The organism is Chromobacterium violaceum ATCC 12472, from assembly GCF_000007705.1.
In the GTDB taxonomy this organism is placed as follows: domain Bacteria; phylum Pseudomonadota; class Gammaproteobacteria; order Burkholderiales; family Chromobacteriaceae; genus Chromobacterium; species Chromobacterium violaceum.
This window is the reverse complement of record NC_005085.1, coordinates 4,094,089-4,109,069: the sequence shown is the minus strand read 5'-3', so window position 1 is coordinate 4,109,069 and position 14,981 is coordinate 4,094,089. Positions and strand designations below refer to the sequence as shown.

At 66.5% G+C, this 14,981-nt stretch carries 16 protein-coding genes; 15 read left to right on the top strand and 1 reads right to left on the bottom strand.

Translation table 11 applies throughout. The features are described from left to right. Positions 1 to 69 precede the first annotated feature (69 nt). The 13 genes from gspG (at position 70) to CV_RS18810 (ending at position 11,736) form a co-directional block, all read left to right on the top strand. Positions 70 to 513, top strand: a complete 444-nt coding sequence (gspG, locus tag CV_RS18870; protein ID WP_011137358.1) for a type II secretion system major pseudopilin GspG — start codon at positions 70 to 72, stop codon at positions 511 to 513. Between the two features lie 21 nt (positions 514 to 534). Then, positions 535 to 1,011: a prepilin-type N-terminal cleavage/methylation domain-containing protein gene (locus CV_RS18865; protein WP_011137357.1), complete on the top strand. Its 477-nt coding sequence runs from the start codon at positions 535 to 537 to the stop codon at positions 1,009 to 1,011. Then, complete coding sequence (gene gspI / locus CV_RS18860) at positions 1,008 to 1,388, top strand: type II secretion system minor pseudopilin GspI (RefSeq protein ID WP_011137356.1); 381 nt, start codon at positions 1,008 to 1,010, stop codon at positions 1,386 to 1,388. Before CV_RS18865 ends, gspI begins: the two co-directional genes overlap by 4 nt. Next, the gene (locus CV_RS18855; protein ID WP_011137355.1) at positions 1,385 to 1,969 is read left to right on the top strand and encodes a type II secretion system protein GspJ; all 585 of its coding nucleotides are present in this window, start codon (positions 1,385 to 1,387) and stop codon (positions 1,967 to 1,969) included. The genes gspI and CV_RS18855 overlap by 4 nt, the downstream gene beginning before the upstream one ends. After that, positions 1,966 to 2,955: a type II secretion system minor pseudopilin GspK gene (gene gspK / locus CV_RS18850; protein WP_011137354.1), complete on the top strand. Its 990-nt coding sequence runs from the start codon at positions 1,966 to 1,968 to the stop codon at positions 2,953 to 2,955. The genes CV_RS18855 and gspK overlap by 4 nt, the downstream gene beginning before the upstream one ends. Continuing rightward, entirely contained in the window at positions 2,912 to 4,102 is a 1,191-nt protein-coding gene (gspL, locus tag CV_RS18845; protein ID WP_043596718.1) for a type II secretion system protein GspL, read from the top strand. The genes gspK and gspL overlap by 44 nt, the downstream gene beginning before the upstream one ends. Before the next feature lie 2 nt (positions 4,103 to 4,104). After that, entirely contained in the window at positions 4,105 to 4,614 is a 510-nt protein-coding gene (gene gspM / locus CV_RS18840; RefSeq protein WP_043596716.1) for a type II secretion system protein GspM, read from the top strand. Further along, on the top strand, positions 4,611 to 5,360 hold the full coding sequence (locus CV_RS18835) for a type II secretion system protein N (RefSeq protein WP_011137352.1): 750 nt from the start codon (positions 4,611 to 4,613) through the stop codon (positions 5,358 to 5,360). Before gspM ends, CV_RS18835 begins: the two co-directional genes overlap by 4 nt. A gap of 202 nt (positions 5,361 to 5,562) precedes the next feature. Beyond that, positions 5,563 to 6,690, top strand: coding sequence for a glutamine-hydrolyzing carbamoyl-phosphate synthase small subunit (gene carA / locus CV_RS18830; RefSeq protein WP_011137351.1), 1,128 nt, complete (start codon positions 5,563 to 5,565; stop codon positions 6,688 to 6,690). Between the two features lie 14 nt (positions 6,691 to 6,704). Next, positions 6,705 to 7,355, top strand: coding sequence for a leucine efflux protein LeuE (gene leuE, locus CV_RS18825; protein ID WP_011137350.1), 651 nt, complete (start codon positions 6,705 to 6,707; stop codon positions 7,353 to 7,355). 76 nt (positions 7,356 to 7,431) lie between these two features. After that, complete coding sequence (carB, locus tag CV_RS18820) at positions 7,432 to 10,641, top strand: carbamoyl-phosphate synthase large subunit (RefSeq protein ID WP_011137349.1); 3,210 nt, start codon at positions 7,432 to 7,434, stop codon at positions 10,639 to 10,641. A gap of 142 nt (positions 10,642 to 10,783) precedes the next feature. After that, positions 10,784 to 11,260, top strand: coding sequence for a transcription elongation factor GreA (gene greA / locus CV_RS18815; protein ID WP_011137348.1), 477 nt, complete (start codon positions 10,784 to 10,786; stop codon positions 11,258 to 11,260). A gap of 47 nt (positions 11,261 to 11,307) precedes the next feature. Beyond that, positions 11,308 to 11,736, top strand: coding sequence for a DUF4149 domain-containing protein (locus tag CV_RS18810; protein WP_011137347.1), 429 nt, complete (start codon positions 11,308 to 11,310; stop codon positions 11,734 to 11,736). A gap of 62 nt (positions 11,737 to 11,798) precedes the next feature. Here CV_RS18810 and CV_RS18805 read toward each other — a convergent pair whose 3' ends face one another. Beyond that, positions 11,799 to 12,119: a YhbY family RNA-binding protein gene (locus CV_RS18805; RefSeq protein ID WP_043596712.1), complete on the bottom strand. Its 321-nt coding sequence runs from the start codon at positions 12,117 to 12,119 to the stop codon at positions 11,799 to 11,801. Positions 12,120 to 12,274: 155 nt separating this feature from the next. Here CV_RS18805 and rlmE point away from each other — a divergent pair, with 155 nt between their 5' ends. Together rlmE and ftsH are read left to right on the top strand one after the other, a co-directional pair. Further along, positions 12,275 to 12,892, top strand: coding sequence for a 23S rRNA (uridine(2552)-2'-O)-methyltransferase RlmE (rlmE, locus tag CV_RS18800; protein ID WP_011137345.1), 618 nt, complete (start codon positions 12,275 to 12,277; stop codon positions 12,890 to 12,892). Between the two features lie 81 nt (positions 12,893 to 12,973). Further along, positions 12,974 to 14,893, top strand: a complete 1,920-nt coding sequence (ftsH, locus tag CV_RS18795; protein WP_011137344.1) for an ATP-dependent zinc metalloprotease FtsH — start codon at positions 12,974 to 12,976, stop codon at positions 14,891 to 14,893. The last annotated feature ends 88 nt before the right edge of the window (positions 14,894 to 14,981 follow it).

Here is a 14,981-nt window from a genome sequence, read left to right as displayed (position 1 = left end):
GCACGCATTCCGATTACCCATTGAAGCAACCCGGCGGCGAGCCCGCCGGACATGAAAGACGGAGATACGATGAAACAGCTCAAACGCGCCGCCCAACGCGGCTTTACCCTGATCGAGATCATGGTGGTGATCGTCATCCTCGGCGTGCTGGCCGCGCTGGTGGTGCCCAAGGTGATGAGCCGCCCGGACGAGGCGCGCATCGTCGCCGCCAAGCAGGACATCGGCGCGATCAGCCAGGCGCTGAAGCTGTACCGGCTGGACAACGGCCGCTATCCGAGCACCGACCAGGGCCTGTCGGCGCTGGTGCAGAAGCCGACCGCCGCGCCGGAGCCTAAGAACTGGAAACCGGGCGGCTACCTGGAGCGCCTGCCGAAGGATCCGTGGGGCAACGCCTATCAATACGCCAACCCGGGCACTCACGGCGAAATCGACATCTGGAGCTTCGGCGCCGACGGCGAGCCGGGCGGCGAGGGCAACGACGCCGACATCGGCAACTGGGACAGCGGCAAGTAAGCCGGACGCGGAGGAACGCCCGTGGCTTTTGCGGCGCGCGCGCGCGGCTTCACGCTGATCGAAGTGATGGTGGTGATGCTGATCATCGGCGTGCTCGCCACCACGGTGACGCTCAGCCTGAGGCCGGACACCCATCGCCAGCTGAACGACGAGGGCTACCGCTTCGCGCGCGTGCTGGAGCAGGCCGGCGATCTGGCCGAGATGGGCGACACGCTGGCGCTCCGCTGGAACGGCAAGGGCTACGCTTTCAGCCGGCTGGATGATGACGGCGACTGGCAGCCGGTGACCGAGGAGCTGTTGGCCGCGCACGAGTGGCCCGAAGGCATATCGGGAGAGGGCGCGCTGCTGGATGGCCAGCCCTGGAGGGGCGAGCGGCCGCTGCTGTTGTGGCAGGACGGCCGCGCCGCCGCGCTGGCGCTCAGGCTGGACGGCGCCGGCCGCAAGCTGACGGTTTTGCAGTCGCCGCTGGGCCGGGTGACGGTGGCGGACGGATCATGAAGCGGCAGCAAGGCTTCACCCTGTTCGAGGTATTGGTCGCGCTGGCCATCATCGCCGTGGCGCTGGGCGCCCTGCTGCGCGCCACCGGCCTCGCCGCCGACAACGCCGAGGGCATGGAGCGGCGCATGCAGGCCAATTGGGAGGCGCAGAACCAGATCGCGATGCTGCAGGCGCTGCGGCAATTCCCGGAGCCGGGACAGCAGGCCGGCGAAAGCAAGGAAGACGGCGTCGAGTGGCGCTGGGAGCGTGAAATCTCCCCCACGCCCAACCCCAACTTCCGCAAGGTGGTGGTGCGCATCCTGGCGCCCGGCGCCGGCCATTACGTGCTGGCGGAAATCACCGGCTATCTCCGGCAGCAGGCGGGAGGCGGGGGGTGAGCGCGCGGCGGCAGGGCGGCATGACGCTGCTGGAAATCCTGGTGGCGATGAGCCTGTTGGCCATCCTGTCGGTGATGGGCTACAAGGCTTTCGGCTCGCTGCTGATCGCCCGCGAGCGGCTGATGCAGACCGGCGAGCAGTGGGTGGACGTGGCGCGGGCCTTCCGCCGGCTGGAAAGCGATCTGTCCGGCCAGCAACCGGCGGCGAACGCCGCCGAGCAGCAGCAGGGCCTGACGCTGGGCGCCAGCAGCCTGGTGCTGCAGCAGGACGGCAAGGGCCAGGCGCTGGTGCTGGAGGCGGTGTCCACGCGTTACCCGAGCGGACGGGAGCGCATCGTCTACCAGAGCGGAGAGGGCGGCGTCAGCTGGTCTGCGGGAGAGGCGGGCGCGGCCTCGCCCGTCGTCTACGCCTTGCTGGGACGCGACATGCGCGTCGATTGGCGGGTCTTGCTCAACGACGGCAGCTGGCAGCAGGCATGGCCGATGGGCGACGCGGCCCAGGGACGGGTGCCGAGAGCGCTGGAGATGCGGGTGCAAATGCCGGGCAAGCGGCAGGCGCGGCGGATATGGGTGTTGCCATGAGGCGGCGCCAATCCGGCATGGCGGTGATCATGGCGCTGCTGATCGTCGCGCTGGCCACCACCGCCGCCAGCCTGGTGTTGTGGCAGCAGGGGCTTTGGTGGCACCAGTTGGAGAACGACAAGAGCCGCGCCCAACTGCGCCTGGTGGCCGACGCCGGCCTGGGCTGGGCGATGGAGATACTGCGCTTCAACAACGGCCCGGCCGGCAACGGCGTGGTGGCGCTGTCCCAGCTGTGGGCGCAACCGTTGCCGCAGACCGAGGCGCAGGGCGTGAAGGTGAGCGGGGCGCTGACCGATTTGCAGGGCCGCTTCAACGTCAATTCGCTGGTGCTCAACGGCCAGACCAACGTCAAGCAGCTGAAATTCTACAAGCGGCTGCTCAGTTCGCTGGGTCTGCCGAGCAAGCTGTCCGAGCCCTTGCTCAAGGAGCTGCGCGGCGGCAAGGACGAGGACGACAAGCCGTCGGCGGATGGCGCGGTCGCCGCGCCGCAGCCCAACCGCCCGCTGGCGCGGGTGGAGATGCTGCGCTGGCTGCCAGGCTACACGCCGGAGGTGATGGAGAAGCTGCTGCCGCACATCGCGGCCTTGCCGCCGTCGGTGACGCAGATCAACGTCAACACCGCGACCGGCGAGGTGCTGAAGGCGATGGTTCTCGGCCTGGGCGACGGCAACATGATGGTGTTGATGAAGCAGCGGCAGACCAATTATTTCAAGGACGCCAACGATTTCAAGGCCCGGCTGCCGGGCGGCGGCGTGTCCTTGCAGGATGTGGACATCGGCGCCGCGTCCAGCTATTTCCAGCTCGACAGCCGCGCCAGCTACGACAAGGCCAGGCTGTCGATGCGGGCGATGATCTACAGCAATCAGAACGTCGTCAAACTGGTTTGGCGACAGGAAGGCAATGACGGCCGCAGCCCGCAGGCGCGGTCCGGTGGAGACAAACATGACGACGCTGCGACTTTATCTGCGTCCGGGCTGGCCCGATAGCGAGCCCGGCCTGCCCTGGGCCTTGCTGGGCGCCCGCGGCGAGCTCTCCGCCCAGGGCGACAGCGCGCCGGGCGGCTGGCCCAAGGCCGAGCAGTGCGAGCTGGTGCTGCCGGCCGGCCGCACCCTGTTCACCGACGTGAAGCTGCCGGACGCGGTCAAGCAGCCCACTCCGGCCGTGATCGGCTTCGCGCTGGAGGAGGGCTTGGCCAACGACCCGGGCGCCAATCTCTATGCATTGGGCGAGGCCTTGCCCGGCGGCCGGCGCGCGGTGGCGGCGACCGAGGCGGCCGGCCTGCGCCGCGCGGTGGCCATGCTCAAGAGCCTGGGCCGCCTGTGCGACCGCATCGTGCCGGAGGAGTGCCTGCTCTCGCCGCCGCCGGCCGGCGGTTGGAGCGTGACCCGCTTGTCCGACCGCTGGCTGGTGCGCGCGGCCGCGCCGTACGCGGCCAGCCTGCCGCGAGGCGGCGGGCAGCAGGAGCAGGCGCTGTTCGCCTCGCTGCTGTCGACGGCCATGCCGGCCCGGCTGCAGCTGTGCGGGGTGGACAGCGCCGAAGAGGTGCTTGCCCGCCTGCCGGGCTGGCAGGGCGAAACCGCGCGCGGCGAAGCCTGCGACTGGCGCAGCGCCCGCCGCCACGGCGGCTACGACTTCGCCCAGGGCGATCTGGCTGCCAACCGCTACTGGCGCGACTGGGCGCCGTCGCTGAAAAAGACCGGCTGGCTGCTGGGCGGCCTGCTGGCCGCGCAGATCCTGCTGACGCTGGGCCAGTCCGGCTGGTACGCGTGGCAGAAGCACAGCCTGTCGCAGCAGATCCGCGCGGCGGCCACGCCGTGGATAGGCGGCCAGGCGCAGCCGGGCAGCAGCGCGCTGGCGATGACGCGGGCGGTGGACAGGCTCAGGCTCAGCCACGGCCTGCCCGCGCGCGACGACCTGGTGGAGCTGATGGGCGCGCTGGCCGCGGTCAGCGGCCGCGAACTGCAGGTGCGGACGCTGGAGTACGAGGCCGGCAGGCTGAAACTGCAGGTGGCCGAGGTGCCGGCGGAAAGCTTGGCCCGCTGGCGCAAGCAGCTGGCGGCGCGGCAGATCATGCTGGACGCGACGAGCAGCCAGCCCGGCAGCAAGCAATTGGTGGTGGCGCGGGAGCCGTGACGATGAAAGCCTACAAGCAACAGTTTCTCGAATACTGGAGCCAGCGCAGCCCGCGCGAGCGGCGGCTGCTGGCGGCGATGGGCGCGGTGCTGGGCGTCGCGCTGCTTTACCTAGCGGTGTGGGAGCCGGCCGACAAGTCGCTGCAGCGCAACCGCGCCTCGGTCGCGCGGCTGCAGGCCGAGCTGGGCGCGGTGGGCGCGCTGGCCGACGAGGCCGCCAAGCTCAAGCGCCAGCCGGCGCAGACGCCTCTGCCGGCCAAGGAGCTGATTCCGCTGCTGCAGCAGACGGCCAAGAGCCAGGGCCTGCCCATCGCGGCGCTGCAGTTCAACGCCGACGGCGAGTCCGGCGTAGCAATGGAGGGCGTGGTCGGTTTCGACGACTGGGCGCGCTTTGTCGGCGTCCTGGCCGCGCAGCAGCAGGTCAGGGTGGTCAACGTCAAGGCGGAGGCGCAGCCGGTGCCGGGACAGGTGAAGATCAAGGCGCTGCTGGCGCATGCGGGGGCGGCGGCATGAAGCGGCGGATCGTGAAATGGCTGGGCCTGGCCGTCTTGCTGTTGGCGGGGCTGGCGTCATCATTGCCGGCGAGCTGGCTGTCCTGGCCGGTGTCGCGCTACAGCGATGGACGCTGGGGCGTCAGCGAGGCCAAGGGCACGGTCTGGGACGGCGGCGCCAAGCTGGTTTACCTGGGGCCGGCAGGCGAGGTGCAAAGCATGAGTCCGCTGGCGTGGAAATGGCAGCCCAAGGCGTTGCTGTCCGGCCTGATGGTCTGGCATCTGGACAGCGCCGGCCAGCCGGGCATGCTGCAGCTGGGCTTCGGCAAGCAGGAGGTGAGGGGGCTGGCCTTGTCGCTGCCGGTGGCGGCCTTGGCCAATCTGTCCAAGACCTGGCAGGCGGCCCGCCTGGGCGGCGAGCTGCAGCTGAGCATTCCGCAGCTGGCGCGCCAGGGCAAGGAGATCAGCGGCAATATGCAGCTGGCTTGGCGCGGCGCTTCGTCTCCGCTGACCACGGCGCTGCCGTTCGGCAGCTACCAGCTGGACGTTGCCGGCGCGCCGCAGGGGCTGAATCTGACGCTGTCCACGCTGGAGGGGCCGCTGATGATCAACGGCCAGGGCGTCTTGCCGGCCGGCGGGGCTTTCCACATGGCCGGCACCGCGGACAGTCCGCAGGACAAATACGACGCGCTGAAGCCCTTGATGCTGATGCTGGGACAACCTGCCGGACCGACCAGCGTCAGCTGGCAGGTGAAGCCGGGCATGTGACGTTTTTTTGAAAAATGGCATTTGCGGTATTGTGCAAGTGCAAAATGCGCGGTACTATAGAAAGGTTTAACCAAACGGGACAGGCGCAAGGCGCCGAGTCCCGTTATTCACATAAGAATTTTGAAAATCCCAGGGTGTAAAACGAAACCGGCCGCTGCCGGTTTTTGTGTAAGCGCCCGAGCAATGCAACAGGAGCCAGCCAGTGTCAAACCTCCCCGCAATCCTTGTCTTGGCTGACGGCACGCTTTTCAAAGGTAGCGCTATCGGTGCCGCCGGCCATACGGTCGGCGAGGTGGTATTCAATACCGCCATCACCGGTTACCAGGAGATCCTGACGGATCCCTCCTATACCAGGCAGATCGTCACACTCACTTATCCGCACATCGGCAATGTCGGCGCGAATTCGGAAGACACCGAATCCCGCGCCGTTTTTGCATCCGGCCTGATCATCCGCGATCTGCCGCTGCTGCACAGCAACTTCCGCGCCGAAGATTCGCTGTCCGATTACCTGAAAAAGCACAATGTGGTGGCGATCGCCGACATCGACACCCGCAAGCTGACCCGCATCCTGCGCGAGAAGGGCGCCCAGGCCGGCTGCATCATGGCCGGCGACATCGACGAGGCGAAGGCGCTGGAGCTGGCGCGCGGCTTCGGCAGCATGGCCGGCCAGGACCTGGCCAAGGTCGTCAGCTGCCAGAAGCCGTACGCCTGGACCGAGAAGCAATGGAAGCTGGGCGCCGGTTACCAGGTCCAGGCCTCCACCCGCTTCCACGTGGTGGCCTACGACTTCGGCGTCAAGCACAACATCCTGCGCATGCTGGCCGAACGCGGCTGCCAGCTGACCATCGTCCCGGCCCAGACGCCGGCGGCCGATGTGCTGGCGCTGAATCCGCACGGCGTGTTCCTGTCCAACGGCCCCGGCGATCCGGAGCCGTGCGGCTACGCGATTGCCGCGATCCGCGACATCCTGGAGACCAAGCTGCCGGTGTTCGGCATCTGCCTGGGCCACCAGTTGCTGGGCCTGGCCACCGGCGCCGCCACTTCCAAGATGAAGTTCGGCCACCACGGCGCCAACCACCCGGTGCAGGACCTGGATACCGGCCGCGTGATGATCACCAGCCAGAACCACGGCTTCCAGGTGGATGAGACCAGCTTGCCGGCCAATGTCCGCGTCACCCACCGCTCGCTGTTCGACGGCACGGTACAGGGCATCGCGCTGACCGACCGCCCGGCGTTCTCGTTCCAGGGCCACCCGGAAGCGAGCCCGGGGCCGGAGGACGTCGCCTACCTGTTCGACCGCTTCATCGCGGCGATGGCGGAACGGCAGTAAGGCGGGATAGCAATATGTTGGGCATTACCGACCTTACCACCTACCTGATCGGCACGCTGATCGTGATCCTGCTGCCGGGCCCGAACGCCATGTACGTGTTGTCGGTGGCGGCGCAGCGCGGCAAGCGCGCGGGCTTCGCCGCCGCCGGCGGCGTGGTCAGCGGCGACTTCATCCTGATGACGCTGGCGGCCACCGGCGCGGCCGGCCTGCTGCAGGCCAACCCGGCGTTGTTCGCGGTGGTCAAGTACATCGGCGGCGGCTACCTGGCCTGGCTGGGCGTCAACATGCTGAAGTCCGGCATCCTGGCCTGGCGCCGCGCGCGCCGCGGCGACGAGTCGCCGACGAGGCCGTCGGCGCTGTCCGGCGGCCATCCTTACCGCAAGGCGCTGCTGATCAGCCTGATGAACCCGAAGGCCATCCTGTTCTTCGTGTCCTTCTTCGTGCAGTTCGTCGATCCGGTCTACCCGCATCCGGCGGTCACCTTCGCCGCGCTGGGCGCCATCGTCCAGTGCTGCAGCATCGCCAACCTGTCGATGCTGATCCTGCTGGGCGACAAGCTGGCCGCGGCCTTCCGCCGCCGCCGCAAGCTGACGGCGGCGCTGGGCGGCTCGGTGGGCGCGGTTTTCGTCGGGTTCGGGGCCAAGCTGGCGGCGGCCAGCCTGTAAGGTCGAAAGCAAACATGCCGCGCCGCCGGGGAGGGGGCGCGGCCGGAAAAATACAAGTCATCAAAGAGTAGAAGCCATGCCAAAGCGTACCGACATCAAAAGCATTCTGATCATTGGCGCCGGCCCGATCGTCATCGGCCAGGCCTGCGAGTTCGACTACTCCGGCGCCCAGGCCTGCAAGGCGCTGCGCGAGGAAGGCTACAAAGTCATCCTGGTCAACTCCAACCCGGCCACCATCATGACCGACCCGGACATGGCCGACGTCACTTACATCGAGCCCATCAGCTGGCCGGTGGTGGAAAAGATCATCGCCAAGGAGCGTCCGGACGCCATCCTGCCGACCATGGGCGGCCAGACCGCGCTGAACTGCGCGCTGGATCTGGCCCGCAACGGCGTCCTGGAAAAATACAAAGTGGAGCTGATCGGCGCCACCGAAGACGCGATCGACAAGGCCGAGGACCGCGGCCGCTTCAAGGAGGCGATGGCCAAGATCGGCCTGTCCTGCCCGCTGTCCTTCGTCTGCCACACCATGGAAGAGTCGCTGGAGGCGCAGGCCAAGGTCGGCTTCCCGACGCTGATCCGCCCGTCGTTCACCATGGGCGGCTCCGGCGGCGGCATCGCCTACAACAAGGAAGAATTCCTGGCGATCTGCGAGCGCGGCTTCGAGGCTTCCCCCACCCATGAGCTGCTGATCGAGCAGTCGGTGCTGGGCTGGAAGGAATACGAGATGGAAGTCGTTCGCGACAAGAACGACAACTGCATCATCATCTGCTCGATCGAAAACTTCGACCCGATGGGCGTGCACACCGGCGACTCCATCACCGTGGCGCCGGCGCAGACGCTGACCGACAAGGAATACCAGATCATGCGCAACGCCTCGCTGGCGGTGCTGCGCGAGATCGGCGTCGACACCGGCGGCTCCAACGTGCAGTTCGCCACCAATCCGGCCACCGGCGAGATGATCGTCATCGAGATGAACCCGCGCGTCAGCCGCTCTTCCGCGCTGGCGTCCAAGGCCACCGGCTTCCCGATCGCCAAGATCGCCGCCAAGCTGGCCGTCGGCTTCACGCTGGACGAACTGAAGAACGACATCACCGGCGGCGCCACCCCGGCCTCGTTCGAGCCGTCCATCGACTACGTGGTCACCAAGATCCCGCGCTTCGCCTTCGAGAAATTCCCGCAGGCCGACGACCGCCTGACCACCCAGATGAAGTCGGTGGGCGAAGTGATGGCGATGGGCCGCACGCTGCAGGAATCGATGCAGAAGGCGCTGCGCGGCCTGGAGACCGGCCTGGCCGGTTTCGACCCGGTCACCACCGACGAAGCCGCCATCCGCCACGAGCTGGGCGCGCCGGGACCGGAGCGCATCCTGTACGTGGCCGACGCCTTCCGCATCGGCATGAGCCGCGACGACATCCACGCGGTCAGCAAGATCGACCCGTGGTTCCTGGCCCAGATCGAGGACATCGTCGGCGAGGAGACGGCGCTCTCCGGCCGCAAGATCGAGGACATGGACTACGCCGAGCTGCGCCGTCTGAAGCGCAAGGGCTTCTCCGACCGCCGCCTGGGCGAACTCTTGGGAACCGACCAAGCCGCCGTGCGCGCCAAGCGCTGGGCGCTGGGCCTGCACCCGGTGTACAAGCGCGTCGACACCTGCGCCGCCGAGTTCGCCACCAACACCGCCTACATGTACTCCAGCTACGAGGAAGAGTGCGAATCCAACCCGTCCGACCGCAAGAAGGTGATGGTGCTGGGCGGCGGGCCGAACCGCATCGGCCAGGGCATCGAGTTCGACTACTGCTGCGTGCACGCCGCGCTTAGCCTGCGCGAATCCGGTTTCGAGACCATCATGGTCAACTGCAACCCGGAAACCGTGTCCACCGACTACGACACCTCCGACCGCCTGTATTTCGAGCCGCTGACGCTGGAGGACGTGCTGGAAATCTGCCGCGTCGAAAAGCCGTTCGGCGTCATCGTCCAGTACGGCGGCCAGACACCGCTGAAGCTGGCCCGCGCGCTGGAGGCCAACGGCGTGCCCATCATCGGCACCACGCCGGACATGATCGACGCCGCCGAGGACCGCGAGCGCTTCCAGAAGCTGCTGAACGAGCTGGGCCTGAAGCAGCCGCCGAACCGCACCGCGCGCGCGCCGGCCGAGGCGATGAAGCTGGCCGACGAGATCGGCTACCCGCTGGTGGTGCGCCCGTCCTACGTGCTGGGCGGCCGTGCGATGGAAATCGTCCACGAGCCGGCCGACCTGGAGCGCTACATGCGCGAGGCGGTCAAGGTATCCAACGACAGCCCGGTGCTGCTGGACCGCTTCCTCAATGACGCCATCGAGGTCGACGTCGACTGCGTGTCCGACGGCGAGCAGGTGGTGATCGGCGGCATCATGCAGCACGTGGAGCAGGCCGGCGTCCACTCCGGCGATTCGGCGTGCTCGCTGCCGCCGTACAGCCTGTTCCCGGCGCTGCAGGACGAAATCCGCCGCCAGACCGAAGCGATGGCCCGCGCGCTGAACGTGGTCGGCCTGATGAACGTGCAGTTCGCGATCCAGGGCGACACCATCTACGTGCTGGAAGTGAATCCGCGCGCCTCGCGCACCGTGCCTTTCGTCTCCAAGGTGACCTCCGCGCCGCTGGCCAAGATCGCCGCCCGCGCGATGGCCGGCATCAGCCTGGCCGAGCAGGGCTTCACCAAGGAGGTGATCCCGCCGTTCTACGCGGTGAAGGAAGCGGTGTTCCCCTTCATCAAGTTCCCGGGCGTCGATACCATCCTGGGACCGGAAATGAAGTCCACCGGCGAGGTGATGGGCGTCGGCAAGACCTTCGCCGAAGCCTACGTCAAGGCGCAGCTGGGCGCGGGCGACCGCCTGCCCAAGACCGGCAAGGTGTTTCTGTCGGTGCGCGACGGCGACAAGAACGGCGCCGTGGACGTGGCGCGCGAGCTCCAGCGCCTGGGCTTCGGCGTCTGCTGCACCCGAGGCACCGCCAAGCACCTGACCGAGGCCGGCCTGATCGTCCAGGTGGTCAACAAGGTGAACGAAGGCCGTCCGCACATTGTCGACATGATCAAGAACGGCGAAATCGATCTGGTGATCAATACCGTGGACGAGAAGCGCACCGCGATCCAGGACAGCCATTCCATCCGCCGTTCCGCGCTGCAGGCGCGCGTGCCGCAGTACACCACGCTGTCCGCCGCCAAGGCGGTGTGCGTGGGCATGAAGCACGCCGAGTCCTTCGATGTGTACAGCGTGCAGCAGCTGCATGCGCAGATCGCGGGTTGAGGAGGAGTGAGCACCGGTAGGCTTTGATGCGGAAGCGATTTGCCGTTACAATTCCGCTCAAACCCGCTCGCGCAAGCCGCCGTCCCGTACGGCGGCTTGTGCTTTTGATGAAGGCGGACAACCGCCTGTGGAGAATACTGTAATGATCAAAGTCCCGTTGACTGTACGCGGCGCCGAGCTTCTGAAGGAAGAACTGCAACGCCTGAAGAGCGTGGAGCGTCCGTCGGTGATCGAGGCGATCGCCGAAGCCCGCTCCCATGGCGACCTGTCGGAAAATGCCGAGTACGACGCGGCCAAGGAACGCCAAGCCTTCGTCGAAGGCCGCATCGCCGAGCTGGAAGGCAAGCTGTCCAACGCCGTGATCATCAATCCGGCCGAGCTTGACGCCGACGGCCGCGTGGTGTTCGGCGCCACCGTCGACCTGATGGACCTGGAAACCGAAGAGAGCGTCACCTACCAGATCGTCGGCGACGACGAGGCCGACATCAAGGTGTGCAAGGTATCGGTCAACTCGCCGATCTCGCGCGCGCTGATCGGCAAGGAAGCCGGCGACGTGGCCGAAGTGGTGGCCCCTGGCGGCATCCGCGAGTACGAAGTGCTCGACGTCAAATACATCTGATGCGGACCGCGCGTTTTTCATGAGCTGCGTCTGTTGCAGGGGGAGAGATGGACGGCTTGCGTGCAGTGGCCAAGACCTTGTGGATTGGCGGTTTGTGGGTGATCGGTCTGATCGTGGCGCCGGTGCTGTTCAAGTCGCTGGACGCGGCGACCGCCGGCATGGTGGCGGGGAGGCTGTTCTCGGCCATCGCCTGGGTCGGGCTGGTGTGCGGGGTGTTCCTGCTGGTCGACCAGGTCTGGCGCAACGGCGTGGCCGGCTTGAAACAGGGCGCCTTCTGGCTGATTGTCGGCATGCTGGTCTGCACGCTGATCAACCAGTTCGGCGTCGCGCCCATCATCGTCACCTTGAAGCAGCAGATGAATCACGCGGCGGAAGGGCTGTTCGGCGGCGGCTTCGCCACCTGGCACGCCATCTCCAGCCTGATTTACCTGGTGCAGAGCGTGCTTGGCCTCGCCTATATCTGGCGCAGCGAGTGACGCGGCGATAAAAAAAGCGGTGGCAAAGCCACCGCTTTTTTTCATCCGCCGGGCGGGAGGACTCAGTCCTTCATCGCCTGCTTGTTCTTCGGCAGCGCGATGCGCGCCTTGTCGCTGGGGCGCCACAGCACCAGAAGCTTGCCGATGTGCTGCACAGGGGCGCAGCCCAGTTCGTCGCAGATCTGCTCGAACATGGCGATGCGGGCGTCGCGGTCGTCGCCCAGCACGCGCACTTTGATCAGTTCGTGGGCGTCCAGGCTGATGGCGATTTCGCGCACCACGGCTTCGGTCAGGCCGTTGTTGCCCACCATCACCACCGGGTCGATGCCGTGCGCCAGACCCTGCAGGTACTTGCGCTGAAACGGCTTGAGTTCAATTTTCATGGAAATACGGAATTCAAAGCAAAACGCGATTCTACTAGAATTTGGCCCTGCGCCCAAAGTTTGGGGCTGAAATAACCGAAAAACAACAGGATAGCGCGCCGTCCGGCGCGCATCGGCTATCCTGACGAGTGAGACGACAGAAAGCACCGCCGCGTATGGCAAGAAGCAAGAGCAGCAACAACTGGTTGCAGGAGCACGTCAACGATCAATACGTGCACATGGCGCAGAAGGACGGTTACCGCGCCCGCGCCGCCTACAAACTGCTGGAAATCAACGACAAGGACAAGCTGATCCGGCCGGGCACCGTGCTGGCCGACCTGGGCTCGACGCCGGGCAGCTGGTCGCAGGTGGCGGCGCGCATCGTCGGGGAAAAGGGCAAGGTGTTCGCGCTGGACATCCTGGACATGGATCCGGTGCCGGGCGTGGATTTTATCCAGGGCGACTTCCGCGAGGAAGCGGTGTTGCGCGAATTCGAGCAATTATTGGATGGACGCGCGCTCGACCTTGTAATTTCCGACATGGCGCCCAATATGTCAGGCATGAGCGCCATCGATCAGGCCAGGAGTTTCCTGCTGTGCGAGCTGGCGCTGGAATTTGCGCGCGATCATTTGAAACCTGGCGGGCACTTTCTCGTCAAAGTGTTCCAGGGAAGCGATTTTCAACCCTACCTCAAGGCCATGCGCGAGCTGTTCGACGAGGTGGTGACGCGCAAGCCCAAGGCATCGCGCGACCGTTCCAGTGAAATCTATCTGCTGGGCAAGGGTCGCCGCTGACATAAAAGGGCGCGCAGCGTACAATCGTAGCCATTCAAAACAAGCAACCAAAAAGTCAGGGCACAGAGGAGTCCGCCACTCGTGAACAATATCGGCAAAAACATCGCCATCTGGGTGATCATCGGCCTGGTGCTGATGACCGTCTTCAATCAGTTCAACAAGCGCCAGGACACTCAGAACCAGCTCGAGTACTCGCAGTTCGTCAGCGATGTCGAGTCGGGCAAGGTGCAATCCCTGACCATCGAGGGGCATCCGCTGCGCGGCCAGTGGCTGAAAGGCAAGCTGACCGACGGCACCGCGTTTTCCACCTTCGCGCCGTACGATCCGCAGCTGGTCGACGACCTGATCAAGAACAACGTCCGCTTCTCCGCCAAGCCGGAGGAGGAGCCGTCGATGCTGATGAGCATCTTCATCAGCTGGTTCCCGATGCTGCTGTTGATCGGCGTGTGGGTGTTCTTCATGCGCCAGATGCAGGGCGGCGGCAAGGGCGGCGCGTTCTCGTTCGGCAAGAGCAAGGCGCGCATGCTGGACCAGGACGCCAACACCGTGGTGTTCGCCGACGTGGCGGGCTGCGACGAGGCCAAGGAAGAAGTGAAGGAGATCGTCGACTACCTGCGCGATCCTTCCCGCTACCAGAGCCTGGGCGGCCGCATCCCGCGCGGCATCCTGCTGGCAGGCAGCCCGGGCACCGGTAAAACCTTGCTGGCCAAGGCCATCGCCGGCGAGGCCAAGGTGCCGTTCTTCAGCATTTCCGGTTCCGACTTCGTCGAAATGTTCGTCGGCGTGGGCGCGGCCCGCGTGCGCGACATGTTCGAGCAGGCGAAGAAGAACTCCCCGTGCATCATCTTCATCGACGAAATCGACGCGGTCGGCCGCCAGCGCGGCGCCGGCCTCGGCGGCGGCAACGACGAGCGCGAGCAGACGCTGAACCAGCTCTTGGTGGAGATGGACGGCTTCGACACCAATTCCACCGTGATCGTGATCGCCGCGACCAACCGTCCGGACGTGCTGGACCCGGCGCTGCAGCGTCCGGGCCGCTTCGACCGCCAGGTGATCGTGCCGCTGCCGGACATCCGCGGCCGCGAGCAGATCCTGAACGTGCACATGCGCAAGGTGCCGATCGCAGCCGACGTCAACGCCGAGGTGATCGCGCGCGGCACGCCGGGCTTCTCCGGCGCCGACCTCGCCAACCTGATCAACGAGGCCGCCCTGTTCGCTGCCCGCCGCAACAAGCGCCTGGTGGACATGGAGGACCTGGAGTCCGCCAAGGACAAGATCATGATGGGCGCCGAGCGCCGCAGCATGGTGATGACCGAGGAGGAGAAGCGCAACACCGCCTACCACGAGTCCGGCCACGCCGTCGTCGCCAAGCTGCTGCCGAAGTCCGACCCGGTGCACAAGGTCACCATCATCCCGCGCGGCCGCGCGCTGGGCGTGACCATGCAGCTGCCGGAACAGGACCGCTTCGCCTACGACCGCGGCTACCTGATGGACCGTCTGGCCATCCTGTTCGGCGGCCGCATCGCCGAAGAGCTGTTCATGAACCAGATGACCACCGGCGCCAGCAACGACTTCGAGCGCGCGACGCAGATGGCGCGCGACATGGTCACCCGCTACGGCATGTCCGACAAGCTGGGCCCGATGGTGTACGGCGAAAACGAGGGCGAGGTCTTCCTCGGCCGCTCGATCACCACCCACAAGAACCTGTCGGAAGCGACGCTGCAACAGGTGGACGCCGAAATCCGCCGCATCATCGACGAGCAGTACGCGCTGGCGCGCCGCCTGCTGGAAGAGAACCGCGACAAGGTGGAGGCGATGACCGCCGCGCTGCTGGAATGGGAAACCATCGACGCCGAGCAGATCAACGACATCATGGATGGCAAGCCGCCGCGTCCGCCCAAGCCGGGCTCCGGTTTCGCCGCCAAGGCGGAGGAGAAGCCGGCCGAATCGGAGGAGCCGGCGGCGCCGTCGGCCACCTCGGACCCGGCCCAGGAAGTCTGACCGCCGCATTCTCTTCAACCGGGCAAGCCTTTGCGGGCTTGCCCGGTTTTGCTTTCCGCTCCCCGTCGCTCCGGCGGGGGCGCCAGGA

Excerpts from the sequence above, each read along its gene's own strand:
- gspG (WP_011137358.1), top strand. The coding sequence starts at position 70 with ATGAAACAGCTCAAACGCGCCGCCCAACGCGGCTTTACCCTGATCGAG.
- gspI (WP_011137356.1), top strand. The coding sequence starts at position 1,008 with ATGAAGCGGCAGCAAGGCTTCACCCTGTTCGAGGTATTGGTCGCGCTG.
- gspK (WP_011137354.1), top strand. The coding sequence starts at position 1,966 with ATGAGGCGGCGCCAATCCGGCATGGCGGTGATCATGGCGCTGCTGATC.
- gspL (WP_043596718.1), top strand. The coding sequence starts at position 2,912 with ATGACGACGCTGCGACTTTATCTGCGTCCGGGCTGGCCCGATAGCGAG.
- gspM (WP_043596716.1), top strand. The coding sequence starts at position 4,105 with ATGAAAGCCTACAAGCAACAGTTTCTCGAATACTGGAGCCAGCGCAGC.
- CV_RS18835 (WP_011137352.1), top strand. The coding sequence starts at position 4,611 with ATGAAGCGGCGGATCGTGAAATGGCTGGGCCTGGCCGTCTTGCTGTTG.
- leuE (WP_011137350.1), top strand. The coding sequence starts at position 6,705 with ATGTTGGGCATTACCGACCTTACCACCTACCTGATCGGCACGCTGATC.
- carB (WP_011137349.1), top strand. The coding sequence starts at position 7,432 with ATGCCAAAGCGTACCGACATCAAAAGCATTCTGATCATTGGCGCCGGC.
- greA (WP_011137348.1), top strand. The coding sequence starts at position 10,784 with ATGATCAAAGTCCCGTTGACTGTACGCGGCGCCGAGCTTCTGAAGGAA.
- CV_RS18810 (WP_011137347.1), top strand. The coding sequence starts at position 11,308 with ATGGACGGCTTGCGTGCAGTGGCCAAGACCTTGTGGATTGGCGGTTTG.
- CV_RS18805 (WP_043596712.1), bottom strand. The coding sequence starts at position 12,119 with ATGAAAATTGAACTCAAGCCGTTTCAGCGCAAGTACCTGCAGGGTCTG.
- rlmE (WP_011137345.1), top strand. The coding sequence starts at position 12,275 with ATGGCAAGAAGCAAGAGCAGCAACAACTGGTTGCAGGAGCACGTCAAC.